Source organism: Asaia krungthepensis NRIC 0535 (assembly GCF_025995175.1).
GTDB lineage: Bacteria > Pseudomonadota > Alphaproteobacteria > Acetobacterales > Acetobacteraceae > Asaia > Asaia krungthepensis.
Genome location: NZ_BAPV01000043.1, coordinates 29,945 through 46,876, shown reverse-complemented (window position 1 = coordinate 46,876; position 16,932 = coordinate 29,945). Strand labels below are relative to the sequence as shown.

Below are 16,932 nucleotides of genomic sequence, written 5' to 3'. Positions count from 1 at the left end.
TCCCGCCCGTGCGGGTGGGGGAATGTCATCCGGAGATGCCGCCCTTTCTCGTCTGGCTCAAAGGAACGACGATATTGCTGTCGAGATCGCTGCGGCGAGAAGCTGATTTGCTTTCCTCGTGAGGTGGGTGCCGTCGTAGAAAAGCGAGCGATCCCCCCGGTCCGATAACGGTCCTTCGGACCAGGGATCGATTACCATATCGGCAATGATCTCTCGGTTGTCGGCCGCACGTTTCATGGCAGCGCGCAGGGTTTCATTATACTGCGCGATCATGAAAAGGCGCCGGTATCCTGCGCGCTTGAGCTGTCTGTGAATAGCGATATTGTTCGCAACGATCTGGTCGATACTGTGACCCTTGCCGATATCGTTGTTCCCCAGCCACGTGATGCCCAGAGCCGAACGAAAGCGTCGCTGGTCGGCGACAATGGCGTTGAGCGTGTTCGTCAGGCAGTCCTGAGCTGTGGCACCTGGTACACCCCAGTTGTGTATAGAGAGATGAGAGGGAAGTTTCTGAGCCAGAATTTGTGGCCAGCTCCAGCCATCCTCCGCACCAAAACCCTGGGTCGTGCTCGATCCAATGCAATCAAGGCGTTCCCGTCGCTGCGGGAAGATACCGAGATCCGAAATGGCCTGGACCATGGCGCTGGCCACATCCGGATCATCCATGGTCCGAGTGAAAATCTTAAGGCCACGCATCTGGAGAGCAGCGCTGCAACCACCGTTTCTCCGGTTCCCCCCGATTGCACCGCCCGTTATAGCCTTCAGACTGCGCTGCGTGCACGAGGACAGAGAGATCTGTGTTGTCAGCTGACCGGTGCCATCCATGACCGCGATGCCCTGTTCGGTCGGACGAAGTGTCAGCAAGGATGGTCCAACATCCGGGACCAGGCTCCGGCGTGCCTCCTCGCCCGTCAAGTTGGGGTCCGAGAAGCGAATGCCGCCGCCGCAGTCATGGCCGCCAACAGACCAGGCAATGCTGTTTCCCGAGGCTGCATCGAGCCAGAGTAACGAGTTGCCTTCTGGCCTCGCGGTGTTAGCCGCGGAGAATGCACCTTCGAACAGCACTGTCGCCTTTGTTGCATCGAGCTGCTGGGGCAGGGTAAACTGCATACCCTGGGCCAGACGAGGCTCCCCGGTCCATGAGATCACAGGGACATCCCCAATAAACCGTGAGCCGATTTCCGGGCATCGCGAGCGATCGAGCGCCTGTGTTGCAGGGTCGTATCCCTGCGCGACAGCATGGGCGCCATGTCCACTCTGATCGTACAGACGGGTAACGCTCAACCGCTTTCCATGTCCTGCGATGAATAGATCCGCGCCATCCTTGCAGAGGGCGCCATGCTCATCGATCCGGATCGTGACGAAGCTGAGCTTCGCGTCCTGCTCGAAGGCCACGTCCATCAAGGGACCTGCATAGCCGGAAATGATCTGCTGGCTTCCCCAGGCCGCGGCAAGGTTGCTGTCGGCGTCATCCCTGAGGGATCGAGGGTGGTCCGCCTGGGCGATCAATCGCCATACTGCTTCGCCGGGGCCGGTTTCTTCCGCGCGCCAGACTGACCCTCGTGATTGCCAGAGATCACCCTTCACATAACCCAATGTGATGTCATCTGCTGCATCTGGCGCGCGGTTGCAGACATCGCGCTGCTGTGGCGTCAGGATCGGTCTGGGCATGGAAGGTTTATCCGCCGAAAGGTAACGCTGAGATGCTCATGAGCCATTTCAGGAACACAATTCGGCTACCAGATCAAGCTGAGGAAGCAGCGTTCCGGAACCGCGCGCTGCCTAGTCTGCTTCCCGAAGCAGACGTGATGCGGTCGACGCGGCGGCGGCTCTGCCGCTGAGACCTGCCTTGTTATATATCTGCTCAGTATGCTTATCGATGGTTCTTGAGCTGACGCCCAGTATATCAGCAATGTCGCGGCTGGATTTACCCCGGCTGATCCAAAGAAGGACTTCGGCTTCGCGCGCACTGAGGCCAAGTTCGCGCTGCAGGATAATTTCCGGGGCCGCTGGTACCGCCGCGATCTTGAAAACTGCGACCTCAGGGCCTTCGCGTCCGACATACAGAACCTTGTGCGGTGTTTCCCCGATCAGCCAGTGTCCAAGCAAAGATCCTGGATCGAGCCCTTCTTGGGCAGGGATGACCAGTTCTCCGATGAGATCAGCGGGCAAGCGATTCAGGAGCTCTGCAGCCTGAGGCGTGCTCCAGGCAATATGGCCCCGCTCGATATCCAGCCCGAAAAGGAAACGTCCTGCGCGGTCGAGTGCCGCATGTGCTGCGCGCACCCGCTGGCTAGCGGCAACGCGCACACGGATACGCGCCAGCACCTCATCCACTGCGAAAGGCTTTGTGACGTAATCCTGGGCGCCGACCTCGAAAGCCCGCAAGACATGCTCGATCTCGCTCAGACCCGTCATGAATATGACAGGCACGATCGACAATTCAGGGTCTGACGCCATCCGCGCGCAGACCTCCCAGCCATTCATGCCCGGCATCATGGCATCGACCAGGGCCAGATCAGGTCGCGTATGTTCCATGATCGCGAAACCTGCCTGCCCTGATTGCGCCAGAAGCACAGTGAACCCGGCAGCATCGAGCGCCACATCCATCATCCCGAGGGCGGCAGGGTCGTCATCGATGACAAGAATGACAGGTCGGTCGGCGTTCATGGCTGATCTCCCTTTACCAGAGCCGCAAGATCCTGCAGTCGGTAGCTCGCTGCCGCTTGCCGCATCGGAGAGAGCGTGTTCTCGAGCGCCGGATGGGCCGTAGCGATATCCTCAAGAGCGGCGCGAAAGCCGCGCAGATCGCCGCGCTGAACGAAACCAGATAGTCTCTGCCGGTCTTCAGCGGAGAGCGTCGTATCTGGGAGATGCTCTGAAACCGGCGCTTTGCTGCCCTCGAAGGCCGTATTTTCCGCCAGAGCGGGAGATGATGTGTCGATTTCTGCGGCGAGGGCAGAGTTGCCGCGCAATGTCCATTCGAGGCCGAGAAGCCGCCCCATGGCCTCGAACAACAGAACGAAATCGACTGGCTTTCCGAGCACGGGGCAATCCTCCAGCGAGGCAACACGCTGTGCGGCGAGTTCGGTCATATTCCCTGTGATGAAGATGATCGGGACAGCATTGCTGCCGGTCTCGCGTATGTGCAGAGCCAGTTCACGCCCATTCATCCCTGGCATGGAAAGATCCAGAAGCAGCAGCTCGGGGTTGAAGCTGGAAAGCATATCCAGGCATTGCCGGGCGTCCTCAGAGGTCTCGACCGTGAAGCCGCGCGGGGCCAGCATGTCGCGGAGCAGACCCCGATGGCCCGGATTATCATCGACCACCAAAACCCGACGTGCAGGGCCGTGATAGGCAATAGGGAGTTGCATCAGACGTTGTGGCGCGCTCTCCTCCCGATCGGAAAGAAAAAGCCGGACCCGGAACCGTGTCCCGTGATCCTGTGCGTCTTCGGATGAGGTGAATGTCAGTTCCCCCCCAAGTACGTCGGTAAGAAGGCGGGTGATCGTCAGACCGAGCCCCGTGCCCGGGATGGAATCTCCCGCAGCGCGCTCGAAAGGCTCGAATATGCGCTCGTGATGCCGCGGGGCAATACCCGGTCCGGTATCCTCGACGAGGAATTCCGCGATCTGGCTCCGCCAGTTGACGCGAAACTGCACCGTACCGCTGGGCGTGAACTTGATCGCGTTCGACAGCAGGTTGAGTAGTATCTGTCGGAGACGATGCGCATCCCCGTTCACCATCTTCGGGAGCATGCCGGGCCGGTAAATGAAGTCCAGCCCTTTTGCGGCTGCCTGGGGGCGCACCATCTGCACTACGGAGTCAAGAAAAGCCAAGAACGGGATCCGGTCCCGGTAGATCTCGATGCGACCTGCCTCAATGCGCGAGATGTCGAGAAGCCCGGTCAGGAGTGCCGTCATATGATCGCCGCTCTCACGTATAGTGCGCAAGGCATTGAGCCGATCAAGAGGCATGCGCTCATCGGCTTCGAGTATCTGAGCGTACCCCATGATCGTATTGAGGGGAGCCCTGATTTCATGGCTGATCCCGCTCAGGAAACGCGTCTTGGCATGGCTCGCCGCCTCGGCTTTCTCGCGTGCCCGGATCAAGGCTGCGTCTGTGCGCTTATGGGCCGAGATTTCATTCAGGAGCAGATGGGTTTGTCGCTCCGTCTCGGTTGTGGCGATCTGCTGGCTCTGCCGGGCCAACACGACCATAAGTGACCCGATGGCCGATACGATGCAGAGCAGCAGATAGGGATGCAGCCTAGAAAACTCTGATATCGAGATGAACATCGCGCAGGTCAGCACGATGAGAAAGATCGCTAGGAACTGACCTACAGGATGTTTAACCCATCGGGATATCACTCTCGGCAGCAGTCGTAATGGCCGGGAAAGCTGCTGGATGAGTCGTGTCGCGGGCGGCTTGCACCGGTCATGACATCTCGCGTCGAGAGAGCAACAGAGAGAACAGATCATGCCCCCATAAGCCGGGCAGAATGCCATGTCGGGGGCTTCGTAATGTCTTTCGCACTGAACACAGTGTATCGCGCGATGGGGATCGGCCGTTGTCGCACGGGGCGGACGGCGCGCCAGATAGGTCCTGCCCCCCGTGATGAATGCGAGGGGGGGCGCCAGAGCGATAGAGACAAGGAGGGACAGGAACGGCGCAAAGGCCTGCGGAATGTCACCGAGCACGCCGCCCTGGGCAAGCAGGCCCACCAAGGCTCCTGCCACCATCGCTCCGAGGCCGACAACGTTCAGGTCTGGCAGCATGGCGCGCCTGAATTCTATGGATTTCGGGCTGAACCCAAGCGGCTTGCACAGGACAAGGTCGCTCACGATCGCACCCATCCACGAGGTAGCAAGCACTGCATAGAGAACGAGCCCCGTCTCTATGGTGCTGACGATGCCCGCCTCAAGCAGGACAAGGGCCAGACCGATCGTGAAGAAGATATAGAAGACGCGTCCCGGATGACTATGGGTCAGCCGCGAGAAGAAATTGGACCAGGCGAGCGACCCGGCATAGGCATTGGTCAAATTGATCCGTGTCTGCGCGATCACGATCAGGAGCAGCGTCGCCATGATGGCTAAGGGAGGCGAAAGAAGCGTCTCCCAGGCGAGCCTGTACATGGCCTGAGGTTGTGCCGCTTCCTGAGGGGAAAGACCGAGATGCAGGGCTACCCAGACAAGAAATGACCCTGCCATGATCTTCACGGCATCGAGGATCACCCAGCCCGGCCCTCCGATCAGCGCCGAGAGCCACCAGGCAAGGCGGTTTGCCTCGTTTCGCTCAGGGAGAAAACGAAGAAAATCGACCTGTTCTGCACTCTGGCAGATCAGAACCATCATCACAGAGGCTGCACTTCCGACCGAGAGAAGGTTCAGCCCGGTACGATCGCCCAGTCCTGTGAATCCTGTCCATTCACCTGCCCAGTCAGGATGCACCGCCAGAACGGCGATCAAGGGTATGGTATTGAGCGCGAGCCAGAGAGGCGCTGTGAGGACCTGAAACCGGGCGATGACTTTGAAGCCGCCGGTGGCAAGCGGGATCACGATCAGAGCCGCGATGATATTGGTGAGCCAGGGGGGGAGGGAGTCGATGCGTGACAGCATTGCGGCGAGGATTGCCGTCTCGATGCCGAAGAAGATGAACGTGAAGCTTGCATAGATCAGGGAAGTCAGCGTCGATCCGATATATCCAAACCCCGTCCCGCGGGTGAGAAGATCGATGTCGAGGCCACTGCGTGACGCTGCAACCGTGATCGGCAGACTGACCAGAAAAATGACCGCGCAGACAAGACAGACAGCGAGCGCGACATTCCCGAAGCCAAAAGCGAGGGTAAGTGTTGCCCCTATGGCCTCCAGCGCCATGAAGGAGATGGAGCCGAGCGCAGCCAGTGCAGCCCGCCACGGCGTCGCGGCGCGCGCCGTTGTTGCCGTGAACCTGAGCGCGAAATCCTCGGTCGACTGGTCGGCAACCCACACATTGTAGTCGCGCCGCGTGCGTACGATACGCAGGCGGCTTGCATGACCACGCAGACTGGTGTGTTGCGGCATTTTCATTCCACCATCGACTAGACAACGCGGGATACATAGCGGCGATACGCAAGACTGCGTATAGGCTGGAACCATGGTTTCGGGACCAAATCGGGCATTCTCCGAGAAGGAACCCGATCGCCATGACCTCCCTCCCGCCCGTCTCACGCCGCGCCTTTGCCCGTTTCACCCTCGCCGCTTCTGCTGCGATGCTGGCCGGAACCGGCCGCGCGCGTGCCGCCGCGCCTTCGGGCGAGCCCATCAAGATCGGCATTCTGCACTCGCTTTCAGGCACACTCGCAATCAGCGAAGCGACGCTCAAGGATGTCATGCTGATGCTGGTGGATATCCAGAATCGCAAGGGCGGGCTGCTGGGGCGTCCCATCGAGCCCGTGGTGGTCGATCCCGCCTCTAACTGGCCGCTTTTTGCCGAAAAGGCCCGTCAGCTTCTGAGTGTGGACAAGGTGGCCTCGGTCTTCGGCTGCTGGACCAGCGTCTCACGCAAATCGGTACTGCCTGTCTTCGAGGAGCTGAACGGCATCCTGTTCTATCCCGTGCAATATGAGGGGCAGGAATGCAGCCGCAACGTGTTCTACACGGGAGCGGCCCCCAATCAGCAGGCCATTCCGGCGGTCGATTATCTCATGAGCGAGGATGGCGGCGGCGCCAGGCGCTTTGCCCTGATCGGGACGGACTACGTCTATCCGCGTACCACGAATCAGATCCTGCAGGCCTATCTCAAATCCAAGGGCGTGGCGGATTCCGATATCATGGTGAATTACACGCCCTTCGGTCAGTCCGACTGGCAGACCATCGTTTCGCAGGTCAAGGCCTTCGGTTCAGCCGGAAAGAAGACCGCTGTCATCTCGACCATCAATGGCGATGCCAATGTGCCCTTTTACAAGGAGCTTGGGGCCCAGGGCATCACTGCCACCGATATTCCGGTCATGGCCTTCAGCGTCGGTGAGGAGGAGCTGGCAGGCATGGATACCAAGCCCCTGGTCGGGCAGCTTGCGGCCTGGAATTACTTCGAGAGCATCGATACGCCCGCCAACAAGGCGTTCATCGCTGACTGGCATAAATTCACCAGGAACCCGAAACGGACGACTAACGACCCGATGGAAGCCCATTACATCGGATTCAATCTCTGGGTGCAGGCCGTGGAAAAGGCGGGCACGACCGATCATGACAAGGTCATTGCCGCCATGGTGGGGCTGCGCCAGCCCAACCTCACAGGTGGGATCGCGCAGGTCCTGCCCAATCATCACATCACCAAGCCGGTCTATATTGGCGAGATCCAGGATGACGGGCAGTTCAATGTGGTGTGGCAGACGCCCCACGAGGTGCCGGGCCAGGCCTGGTCGCCTTATGTGCCGGAAACCGCGCATCTGACAGGCGACTGGACCGCTCCCATCAATTGCGGGAATTACGACACCCAGAAAAAGGCCTGCCTCGGATCGCGTCATGCGTAAGGCAGGTCTCGCTTTCACCCTGTGCCTCGCGCTGGTCCTCGGCTCGCCTTGTGCCCCCGCCGGGGCTCAGGAGGCAACACCCGATCCCTACGCCCAGCTGGCCTCCCCGCATTTCGACGCTATCATCGCCGGGATCGAGGCGCTCGGCCGATCCGGCGATGACAAGGCCCTCGCGACACTGCAGGCACTTGGCGCCCATAAGCTCATGGCCGGATCAGAGGGCGTGTACATCCATGCAGGAACGGGTCTGGTCGATGCACGTACGGGCCAGCAGAATGCGGACATCGACCCCGCCTCCCTCCATCCGGTTCGTGTCAATAACCGCGTGCGTCTGGTTCTCGCCACGGCGCGGGCCGAACTCCTTCTGGCGCAGGGCAGCCGGGCCGAGAAGCACGACGCCCTGTCGCGCATGCTCACCCATCCCGATGCCTCGATGCTGCCCGCCCTGGATCACGCCAGCGCCGACCCGGCCAACAAATCCCTGCGCTCGGAATTCGAGGCTGCGCGCGCGGCTATCCTGCTGAGCCCTGGCGCACCGCCCGTCGCCCTGAACGAGCAGCTTACCGCCGTCTCCGCCATAAAGAAAACAGGCGGACTGGGCGCGAGGTCGCTGCTGACGCGGGCCGCAGCCCTTGAGGCTCTGGCGCCACAAACGCGCGAAGCCGCAAAGAAAGCCGTTGCCTCCATCGACTTCCGGCTCAGGCTCTGGAGTTACGCCCAGGATCTGTTCTACGGGGTGAGCCTGAGCTCCGTCCTGCTGCTCTCGGCCATGGGGCTCGCCATCACCTTCGGGGTGATGGGCGTCATCAACATGGCCCATGGTGAGTTGATGATGGTGGGCGCCTATACCACCTTCGTCGTCGAGCGTCTGATTGCCTCTTATATCCCGGCGCTCTCGCCGTTCAGTCTGATTCTCGCTCTGCCCGCTGCCTTCGTCGTCAGCGGCGGGCTGGGTATCCTGATCGAGCGCGGCGTGATCCGCTTCCTGTACGGGCGACCGCTCGAGACGCTCCTCGCAAGCTGGGGCGTTTCACTCATCCTGCAGCAGGCTGTGCGCTCCGTTTTCGGACCGAGTAATGTGGCCGTCACCACACCGGGCTGGCTCGGGGGTGCCTTCGCACTGGGCGGGCTTGAAATCACCACGGTGCGCCTCGCCATCTTCCTGTTCGCGATAGCTGTCATGGCCGCCCTGATGCTGGTGCTTCGACGCACCCCGCTCGGACTGCATATGCGTGCCGTCACCCAGAACCGACGCATGGCCGCCCTGATGGGGATCCGCACGGCGCGTATCGACGCGCTGACTTTCGGTCTGGGCTCGGGCATTGCCGGTCTGGCCGGTGTCGCGGTCAGTCAGATTGATAATGTCAGCCCCAATCTCGGGCAGGGTTATATCATCGACAGCTTTCTCGTCGTCGTCTTCGGCGGGGTTGGCAATCTCTGGGGCAGTCTGGCGGCGGCGCTCGCACTCGGACTTGGCGGCAAGGGCCTCGAACCGCTGATCGGTGCGGTCTCGGGCAAGATCCTGCTGCTGGTCCTCGTCATCCTGTTCATTCAGCGCCATCCGCGCGGCATGTTCCCGATGCGCGGTCGGGGGATCGAATCATGAGCACCCATTTCAGCTTCCGCAGCGCGCGCTGGACGGCGCTCCTCGTCGTCGTGCTCGCCCTCGTTCTGGCGCTGGCCAGCCTGCTGCCCCAGGGCAGCGCATTGAGCGTCTCACCTTTCGTCGTGACGCTTTGCGGAAAATATCTCTCCTATGCCCTGCTTGCCCTTGCGGTCGATCTGGTGTGGGGTTTTGCGGGTATTCTCACCCTCGGCCACGCTGCGTTCTTCGCCCTCGGGGCCTACGGCATGGGCATGTACCTGACGCGCGCCATCGGCGCACGCGGGGTCTATGGCAATGCGGACCTGCCCGATTTCATGGTGTTCCTCTCCTGGCATCGCCTCCCCTGGTATTGGTGGGGATCGGACCATTTTCTGGTTGGCGTGGTGCTCATGCTGGGTGTCCCGGCTGTGCTGGCGGGGCTGTTCGGCTGGCTCGCCTTCCGCTCGCGAGTCTCAGGGGTGTATCTCTCGATCATCACCCAGGCGCTGACCTATGCGCTGATGCTCGCTTTCTTCCAGAACGGGCTTGGCTTCGGCGGCAATAACGGTTTGACCGGATTCAAGGATGTGCTGGGTTTCGACCTCACCGCGCCAAGCACGCGGGCCGTGCTTCTGGCGCTGACCGGCGTGATTCTCGGCGCCGTGTTGATGGGTGCACGCGCTCTGATGGGAGGACGCTACGGCCGGGTTCTGGTGGCGGTGCGCGACACTGAATCGCGCACGCGCTTTCTTGGCTATCGCCCGGAGCAGGTCAAGCTTGTGGTCTGGATCGTCTCGGCCCTCATAGCAGCACTGGGTGGCGCGCTCTACGTGCTTCAGATCGGGATCGTCAATCCGGGCGAGTTCGCTCCGGCCAACTCGATCGAGGCCGTGATCTGGGTAGCGGTCGGGGGACGTGGCACGCTGACGGGCGCTGTGATCGGGGCAGTTCTGGTCAATTTCGGCAAGACCCTCTTCACCGCCATCCTGCCCGAATTCTGGCTCTACGGGCTGGGCGCGCTGTTTCTCGCCACCACACTTTTCCTGCCGAATGGCGTCATGGGGCTTTTGCGCCATGTGCCGCGCAAGCGCGACGAGGAGGTAACGCCTGAAATCACCAATCCTGAAGGATCGAATGCATGACGACCGCCGCTCTTCTCGATTTGCGGGATGTTTCCGTCAGCTTCGATGGGTTCAGGGCCATCAACGGCCTCTCGCTCACCCTTGCACCGGGTGAAATGCGCGCGATCGTCGGCCCTAATGGCGCTGGCAAAACGACAATGATGGATATCATCACCGGCAAGACCCGTCCTGATACGGGGAGCGTCACCTTTCGGGGTCATGACCTGACCCGTCTGGACGAACCTGCCATTGCCGAACTGGGGATCGGACGCAAGTTCCAGAAACCGACCGTGTTCGAGGCCCTGAGCGTCTGGGATAATCTTCTGCTCGCCCTCAAGGGCCTCCGACGCCCGCACAGGCTGCTTTTCGCCCGGCTAACCCCCGATGAGATCCGGCGTATCGAAGGGCTTCTCGCCACCATCCGCCTCGGTGCCGAAAGTACGCGCGCTGCGGGTGGGCTCAGTCACGGCCAGAAGCAATGGCTCGAGATCGGCATGCTGCTGGCACAGGAGCCCGATCTGCTGCTTGTGGACGAGCCTGTCGCCGGTATGACCGATGCAGAGACCGCCGAAACCGCCGGGTTGCTGCGCGAGATCAATCGTACGCGCAGCGTTGTGGTGGTGGAGCATGACATGGATTTCGTGCGGGCGCTGGATGTGACCGTGACGGTGCTTCACGAAGGCGCGGTTCTGGCGGAAGGGCCGCTCGATACGGTCAGCAATGATCCGCGCGTCATTGAAGTCTATCTTGGACGGTGAGGGATCAGTCATGCTGAATGTCGATCAGATCGAATTGCATTATGGTGCTGCGATCGCCCTGCGCGGTGTCTCGCTCAAGGCCGAGCCCGGATCGGTCACCTGTCTGTTGGGGCGCAACGGCGTGGGCAAGACGAGCACCCTGCGCGCCGTGACCGGCATGCATGCGGTCTCCTCCGGTTGCATCACCTGGGAGGGCGAGGACATCACCGCGCTGCCTGCCTATGAGCGGGCACGACGGGGAATTGCGACCGTTCCACAGGGACGGGAGATCTTCCCGCTCATGACAGTACGTGAAAACCTTGAAACCGGGCTTGCCTTGCTGCCACGCGGCGAAAGACGCCTGCCGGAGGAGATTTTCGATCTCTTTCCAGTGCTGGGAAAGATGATGACACGGCGTGGCGGCGATCTCTCGGGCGGTCAGCAACAGCAGCTTGCAATTGCGCGCGCACTCGTCATCAAGCCCCGTCTTCTGGTGCTGGATGAGCCTACCGAGGGTATTCAACCCAGCATCATCAAGGATATCGGCAGGGTGATCGACGCCCTGCGCCGGCGGGGCGATATGGCGATCCTGCTCGTGGAGCAGTATTTCGATTTCGCCTTCGAACTCGCGCAGCAGATTGTGGTGCTCGATCGCGGGCGCGTGGTCGTGTCCGGTGACGCAGAGACACTCGAAGCCGAAGAGGTCCGGCGCTACGTGGCTATCTGAACCACCACGGGCTTCGCTCGACTGTCTCGCTACGTAGAAATGCGTAGCCCGGTTTGTGACGGTTTTCCCTAATCCTAGAGGGAACAACGCGGTCACGAACCGGCAGGGACGAAAGGGCAGCACCATGCATCTCGCGCCATATGAGGTCGATAAACTCACTCTGGTAACAACCGGGCTCCTCGCTCAGCGCCGATTGGCGCGCGGGCTCAGACTGAACTACCCCGAAGCGGTCGCCCTGATTTCGACCGTTCTGCTGGAGTTGATCCGCGACGGACGGCATTCTGTGGCAGAACTCATGACCATGGGGGGCACTATCCTCGGCAAGCGCGAGGTTCAGCCCGGCGTCGCCGATCTTGTCGGACAGGTGCATATCGAGGGAACCTTCCCGGACGGAACGAAGCTGGTTGCCGTCCAGTCGCCCATCACCCGCTCAGAGGGCGATCTCGCTCTGGCCCTGTTTGGCAGCTTCCTTCCGCTGCCGGATTCTGCGCTTTTCGGCGAGGGGGGTGAAGATGTTTCCGGTATGGTCGAGGCCGAGGAGGGTGTTCTGACGCTCAATGAAGGCCGCCCGACCATCGAAATCGCCGTGACCAATACGGATTTGCGCCCCATCCAGATCGGCAGCCATTTCCATTTCGTCGAGGCCAATCCACGACTGCAGTTCGATCGCGATGCTGCCTACGGCAAGCGCCTGGATGTGCCCGCTGGTGCGGCAATACGCTTCGAGCCGGGCGAGACCAAAACCGTCACACTAATCGATATTGCAGGCAATCGTGTCATTCGCGGAGGCAATGCCCTGGCAGACGGGCAGGTCGGTGCGGCCAATCGACGCTCGACGCTTGAGCGGATCGACGCCCGCGCCTTCGCAAACAACACCTGAAACAGGGAGCTCTCCAATGGCCTATCAAATCACGCGCGCCGATTATGCTGCCCTGTTCGGCCCCACCACGGGTGACCGTATCCGTCTGGGCGACACGTGCCTCTACGCCGAGATCGAAAAAGACTTCATCAGCTATGGCGATGAATGCATGTTCGGCGCGGGCAAGGTCATCCGCGACGGCATGGGGCAGATGACCGGCGTCGATTCAAGCCGAGCCCTGGATTGCGTCATCACCAACACTGTCGTCATCGACTATACCGGGATTGTGAAAGCCGATGTGGGTATCAAGAACGGCCGGATTGCCGGGATAGGCAAGGCTGGCAATCCGGATGTCATGACGGGGGTCGATCCCGATCTGATCATCGGAGTAAACACGGAGGTCATTTCAGGCGAGGGCAAGATCCTGACCGCCGGAGGTGTGGATACGCATTTCCACTATATCTGCCCCGACCAGCCCTTCACCGCGGCTTCGAGCGGGATCACGACCCTGGTCGGTGGTGGAACAGGACCGGCCACAGGCTCCCTTGCGACCACCTGTACTCCCAACCCTGCCTACCTCAAGCTGATGATGCAGGCGACGGACGATATCCCCGTCAATCTGGTGTTTACAGGTCGTGGCAACTCATCGAAACCCGACGGTATGAAGGAGCAGATCCTTGCCGGGGCAGGGGGGCTGAAGCTTCACGAAGACTGGGGCACGACGCCAAGCGCCATCGATACCTGCCTGTCCATGGCCGATCACTACGATGTGCAGGTCACGATTCACACAGACACGATCAATGAAAGCTGCACTGTCGAGGACTCGATCAAGGCATTCGCCGGACGCACAATCCACACCTACCACGCTGAAGGCGCGGGGGGTGGCCATGCCCCCGATCTGATGCGTGTCTGTGGCGAACCCAATATCCTGACAAGTTCGACCAGCCCGACCAATCCTTACACGGTCAATACCGTGGCAGAGCATCTCGACATGCTCATGGTCTGCCATCACCTCGACAAGCATATCCCCGAAGACGTCGCTTTTGCTGCAAGCCGGATCCGTCCGAACACCATAGCGGCTGAGGGTGTGATGCACGACATCGGCGCCATCTCCATGATGACGTCTGACAGCCAGGCGATGGGCCGTGCGGGAGAGGTGATCACCCGTACCTGGCAGATTGCCGATCAAATGAAGCGCCAGCGCGGCAAGCTACCTGAGGATTCCGCGCGCAACGACAATTTCCGTATCAAGCGTTACGTGGCGAAGTATACGATCAACGGCGCAATCGCCCACGGGATGGGTCATCTGATCGGCTCTGTTGAGAAAGGCAAGATTGCCGATCTTGTCCTGTGGAGCCCGGCCTTTTTCGGAACACGGCCTGAGCTGGTTCTCAAGAGCGGCTTCATTGCCTTTGCGCAGATTGGGGATGCCAACGCATCGATCCCGACGCCTCAGCCCGTTATTATGCGCCCGATGTTCGCCGCCAAGGCCAAGGGAACGGCGGGAACCTCGATCCTGTTCGTCAGCGAGGCGTCGATGACCGAACAGGGCGTGCTGTCCTACGGTCTGGGCAAGCGTATCGAGGCCGTGCGCAAGTGCCGGGGTATCGGCAAGGCCGATATGAAACTGAACGATGCAACGCCAAAAGTCACGGTAGACCCCAAAACTTACGAGGTCCGCATCGACGGCGAGGCTATCGGCATTCAGCCCGCTGAGACTCTTCCCTTGGCCCGCAAGTTCAACCTGTTCTGACAGGGTTTAGGACACAATTTCCATCTCAGAAAAGGTGCAAATAAGAAAAGATCAACGACCAGGCGAGTGAGGGACTTAGTAAGGTCAAGCGATGTCGTGATAGAAGTGATAGGGCATGGTGTTTTCGAAGGCACTATGTCCAGAATTTGGACTGTCACATTTGTCAGGACGAACCGACGCATGTGTCGTCACATGGGTCATAAGATCCTGTCATTCAGCGACGCGGTAAACCGAAGGCGTGTTCGAAAATGGGTTATGTGAAGCAACTCTGTTTTATCCTTCCTTTAATGCTCGTGAAAACGGCGTGGGGTGGTGACGAGCACGCTGGTCATAGGAGTATTCTATCTGGTATCGATGATACACCCGGCCGCTCCTATATCGATCGAACGGTGCCCCCTGCGCTTGCCGCGATAAAAAAAGATCCCTCACTAATAGGTTATCAGGCAGTCTACTCCCGGGTGATAAGTGTTTGTCGTGTCGGATGTGACTACACTGAGCCTACTTCTGCTTATAATGCTGCAGTCCTACAAGCGCATATGATGTACGGCAATAATCATGTCGAGGTTAAGATTGGCGATGGGTCATATAATTTAAACCATAATTTTGTGACGAGCGACGCAGCTACTTCCCGCGTACATATCGTCGGGAACCAGGACGACCCGACACGGGTTGTGCTCAACTTTACAAATACAAAAGGCAAAAATCTCACAGCGTTCCTGGCGACGAGCGGCGGTATCTTCGGATTGATCACTGGCGTCACGATTACCCAGCCGGCAGATGGCTCGGGCGCCATGGCGTCAACAGATCTTGCAGGACGTCATCTGTGGAACCCGCAGTCCTACGGAGCGGGCGTGGGTGCATATGGTGGTGGCGTCGTCGTACTTGGTAAAAGTATCGTAATTCGCAATTTTTATTATAGCATTGTGGCAGATAACAACGGTTTCATAGATGTTCCGAACGGGAACGGGGTATTTCTTCATGATGCGGGCGATGTCAACGCTATGGCGCGAGGTGGTGGTACGATTGTATGCTTGAAGTGTCATGCCTCAGGGGCTTCGGATTATACTGATCCCAAGGCTGCTATATTAGGGTCAAGTTTCGATGCCGAACGCGGCGGAACATTGTATATAGACGGATCAACCTCAGAGAAGACTCTTGAAGCCGGCGTGTTGGCGCTCTCCGGAGGAGCGGCCTGGGCCCAAAACATGACCATTAGTAAGCCATTGGGTCGAGGCCCCGGAGCCTTGATATCCGGCTTCTCCTCAGTAAATCTGGGCGGCACCAAGATCTTTGGCTATTATATCGGTGTCAATGCGCAATACGGTTTCGTCGATGTTAGTCACTGCACCATCGATGGGAGTGGCGCGACGGGGATCGTCGCTGATGGAGGAAGAGTGACGGGCTCATCGGTCACAATCATGCACAGTAAGCAGTTTGGTATCCAAGCGATCCATCAAGGGAACGTGGTACTTTTTGACACGTTTGCACGAATGCTAGCCAATGGCACGAATTTCGCCCCGTCCGAGGCGGGCGTGCAGCGCGTTTCAGGATCCAGGTATGGGGCGTCGTCAATAGACGTACAGTGATCTTGTGGCCTGCACTACGCGTCATAGAGCCTGTTTAGGAAGTTGGAGCAGATGTGATTCAAGCTCTGGATGTGGACACCAGAGCAGAGGGCCCGAATGGCCGGGATTGCCCGCAAGACAAAGCGCTATCCGTCGGACATGACGGACGAGGAATGGGAGCGGATCGCGCCGCTGATGCCCGAACCGGGGCGCATGGGCCGTCCACGCGAGATCGAATTTCGCGAGGTGATCAACGCGGTGCGCTACCTGGTCCGCTCGGGCTGTGGCTGGCGGATGTTGCCGATCCATCCCGGCCACTGACGCACGGTCTATGGCTGGTTTCGAGAGTTGGCCCGGCGGTTTCTGTTTCAGACTATTCATGACGTCGAACTGATGCTCGATCGGGAGAGGTCAGGTCGCGAGACGAGCCCGACCGCTGGGGTGATCGACAGCCAGAGCATCAAGGCACCGCATGCGCAAACAAGAGGTTATGACGCCGGCAAGAAGGTCGTCGGGCGCAAGCGGCATATTGCCGTGGATACAGACGGACGTCTGCTGATGGTCAATCTGACCCCGGCCGACATCTCCGACAGCGCGGGCGCGCAGATGATCCTGGACGCGATCCGCAAGCGCTGGCCCTGGGTGAAGCACCTGTTCGCCGACGGGGCTTACGACCGGCTCCAGCTGATGGACAAGGCGGCTTATCTGCACTTCGTCGTCGAAGTCATCCGACGCCGGGATGGAGCGAAGGGCTTCAAGATACTGCCCCATCGATGGGTCGTGGAGCGGACCTTTGGCTGGATGACCCGCTGGCGACGTCTCGTGCGTGACTATGAGCGTCGTATCGACGTCTCACAGGCCATGATCCTCTTCGCCATGGGCGCCAATCTCACACGCAGAAATGCCCATCCGTGAGTTTCCAAACAGGCTCTTGGAACACTCTTACTCGCTGCCTCGCAACTCTTGCGAAAATTATAGAGAGGCCTATGCGGGCTGCATTTCGCCAAGGCATTACGCTAGGGTACCGTATTTATGCTTATATAGTGGTCTTTAGAGGGCCTGCTACCCGCCC

11 protein-coding genes and 1 pseudogene are annotated in these 16,932 nt (G+C 59.8%); 9 read left to right on the top strand and 3 right to left on the bottom strand.

The genetic code is table 11. From position 1 onward, the window contains the following. Nucleotides 1–57: 57 nt before the first annotated feature. From AA0535_RS11870 to AA0535_RS11860, 3 genes are all read right to left on the bottom strand, one after another. Nucleotides 58–1,671 carry an SGNH/GDSL hydrolase family protein gene (locus AA0535_RS11870; protein ID WP_264816533.1) on the bottom strand — a complete coding sequence of 538 codons (1,614 nt, stop codon included), beginning with the start codon at nucleotides 1,669–1,671 and terminating at the stop codon, nucleotides 58–60. A gap of 111 nt (nucleotides 1,672–1,782) precedes the next feature. After that, nucleotides 1,783–2,670, bottom strand: a complete 888-nt coding sequence (locus AA0535_RS11865) for a response regulator (protein ID WP_264816531.1) — start codon at nucleotides 2,668–2,670, stop codon at nucleotides 1,783–1,785. After that, nucleotides 2,667–6,062 (bottom strand): hybrid sensor histidine kinase/response regulator, encoded by a 3,396-nt coding sequence (locus tag AA0535_RS11860; protein ID WP_264816529.1) that lies wholly within the window; start codon nucleotides 6,060–6,062, stop codon nucleotides 2,667–2,669. Before AA0535_RS11860 ends, AA0535_RS11865 begins: the two co-directional genes overlap by 4 nt. Before the next feature lie 122 nt (nucleotides 6,063–6,184). Here AA0535_RS11860 and urtA point away from each other — a divergent pair, with 122 nt between their 5' ends. The 9 genes and pseudogenes from urtA (at nucleotide 6,185) to AA0535_RS11815 (ending at nucleotide 16,775) form a co-directional block, all read left to right on the top strand. Beyond that, nucleotides 6,185–7,513, top strand: coding sequence for an urea ABC transporter substrate-binding protein (urtA, locus tag AA0535_RS11855; RefSeq protein WP_264816527.1), 1,329 nt, complete (start codon nucleotides 6,185–6,187; stop codon nucleotides 7,511–7,513). Then, nucleotides 7,506–9,119 (top strand): urea ABC transporter permease subunit UrtB, encoded by a 1,614-nt coding sequence (gene urtB, locus AA0535_RS11850; protein WP_264816525.1) that lies wholly within the window; start codon nucleotides 7,506–7,508, stop codon nucleotides 9,117–9,119. The genes urtA and urtB overlap by 8 nt, the downstream gene beginning before the upstream one ends. Next, nucleotides 9,116–10,240, top strand: a complete 1,125-nt coding sequence (gene urtC, locus AA0535_RS11845; RefSeq protein ID WP_264816523.1) for an urea ABC transporter permease subunit UrtC — start codon at nucleotides 9,116–9,118, stop codon at nucleotides 10,238–10,240. Before urtB ends, urtC begins: the two co-directional genes overlap by 4 nt. After that, on the top strand, nucleotides 10,237–10,977 hold the full coding sequence (gene urtD / locus AA0535_RS11840; protein ID WP_264816522.1) for an urea ABC transporter ATP-binding protein UrtD: 741 nt from the start codon (nucleotides 10,237–10,239) through the stop codon (nucleotides 10,975–10,977). The genes urtC and urtD overlap by 4 nt, the downstream gene beginning before the upstream one ends. A 10-nt stretch (nucleotides 10,978–10,987) precedes the next feature. Further along, complete coding sequence (gene urtE, locus AA0535_RS11835; RefSeq protein WP_264816519.1) at nucleotides 10,988–11,683, top strand: urea ABC transporter ATP-binding subunit UrtE; 696 nt, start codon at nucleotides 10,988–10,990, stop codon at nucleotides 11,681–11,683. A gap of 124 nt (nucleotides 11,684–11,807) precedes the next feature. Next, the gene (gene ureB, locus AA0535_RS11830) at nucleotides 11,808–12,563 is read left to right on the top strand and encodes an urease subunit beta (RefSeq protein ID WP_264816517.1); all 756 of its coding nucleotides are present in this window, start codon (nucleotides 11,808–11,810) and stop codon (nucleotides 12,561–12,563) included. A 16-nt stretch (nucleotides 12,564–12,579) separates the two neighbouring features. Then, the gene (ureC, locus tag AA0535_RS11825) at nucleotides 12,580–14,295 is read left to right on the top strand and encodes an urease subunit alpha (RefSeq protein WP_264816514.1); all 1,716 of its coding nucleotides are present in this window, start codon (nucleotides 12,580–12,582) and stop codon (nucleotides 14,293–14,295) included. Nucleotides 14,296–14,543: 248 nt separating this feature from the next. Beyond that, a complete protein-coding gene (locus AA0535_RS11820) occupies nucleotides 14,544–15,881 on the top strand; it encodes a hypothetical protein (RefSeq protein WP_264816513.1) in 1,338 nt (445 codons plus the stop codon). A gap of 69 nt (nucleotides 15,882–15,950) precedes the next feature. Then, nucleotides 15,951–16,775: pseudogene (locus AA0535_RS11815) on the top strand (IS5 family transposase). The last annotated feature ends 157 nt before the right edge of the window (nucleotides 16,776–16,932 follow it).

What these genes read in the sequence shown, in the direction of transcription:
- AA0535_RS11870 (WP_264816533.1), bottom strand. Translation starts at nt 1,671, where the DNA reads ATGCCCAGACCGATCCTGACGCCACAGCAGCGCGATGTCTGCAACCGC.
- AA0535_RS11865 (WP_264816531.1), bottom strand. Translation starts at nt 2,670, where the DNA reads ATGAACGCCGACCGACCTGTCATTCTTGTCATCGATGACGACCCTGCC.
- AA0535_RS11860 (WP_264816529.1), bottom strand. Translation starts at nt 6,062, where the DNA reads ATGCCGCAACACACCAGTCTGCGTGGTCATGCAAGCCGCCTGCGTATC.
- urtA (WP_264816527.1), top strand. Translation starts at nt 6,185, where the DNA reads ATGACCTCCCTCCCGCCCGTCTCACGCCGCGCCTTTGCCCGTTTCACC.
- urtB (WP_264816525.1), top strand. Translation starts at nt 7,506, where the DNA reads ATGCGTAAGGCAGGTCTCGCTTTCACCCTGTGCCTCGCGCTGGTCCTC.
- urtC (WP_264816523.1), top strand. Translation starts at nt 9,116, where the DNA reads ATGAGCACCCATTTCAGCTTCCGCAGCGCGCGCTGGACGGCGCTCCTC.
- urtD (WP_264816522.1), top strand. Translation starts at nt 10,237, where the DNA reads ATGACGACCGCCGCTCTTCTCGATTTGCGGGATGTTTCCGTCAGCTTC.
- urtE (WP_264816519.1), top strand. Translation starts at nt 10,988, where the DNA reads ATGCTGAATGTCGATCAGATCGAATTGCATTATGGTGCTGCGATCGCC.
- ureB (WP_264816517.1), top strand. Translation starts at nt 11,808, where the DNA reads ATGCATCTCGCGCCATATGAGGTCGATAAACTCACTCTGGTAACAACC.
- ureC (WP_264816514.1), top strand. Translation starts at nt 12,580, where the DNA reads ATGGCCTATCAAATCACGCGCGCCGATTATGCTGCCCTGTTCGGCCCC.
- AA0535_RS11820 (WP_264816513.1), top strand. Translation starts at nt 14,544, where the DNA reads ATGGGTTATGTGAAGCAACTCTGTTTTATCCTTCCTTTAATGCTCGTG.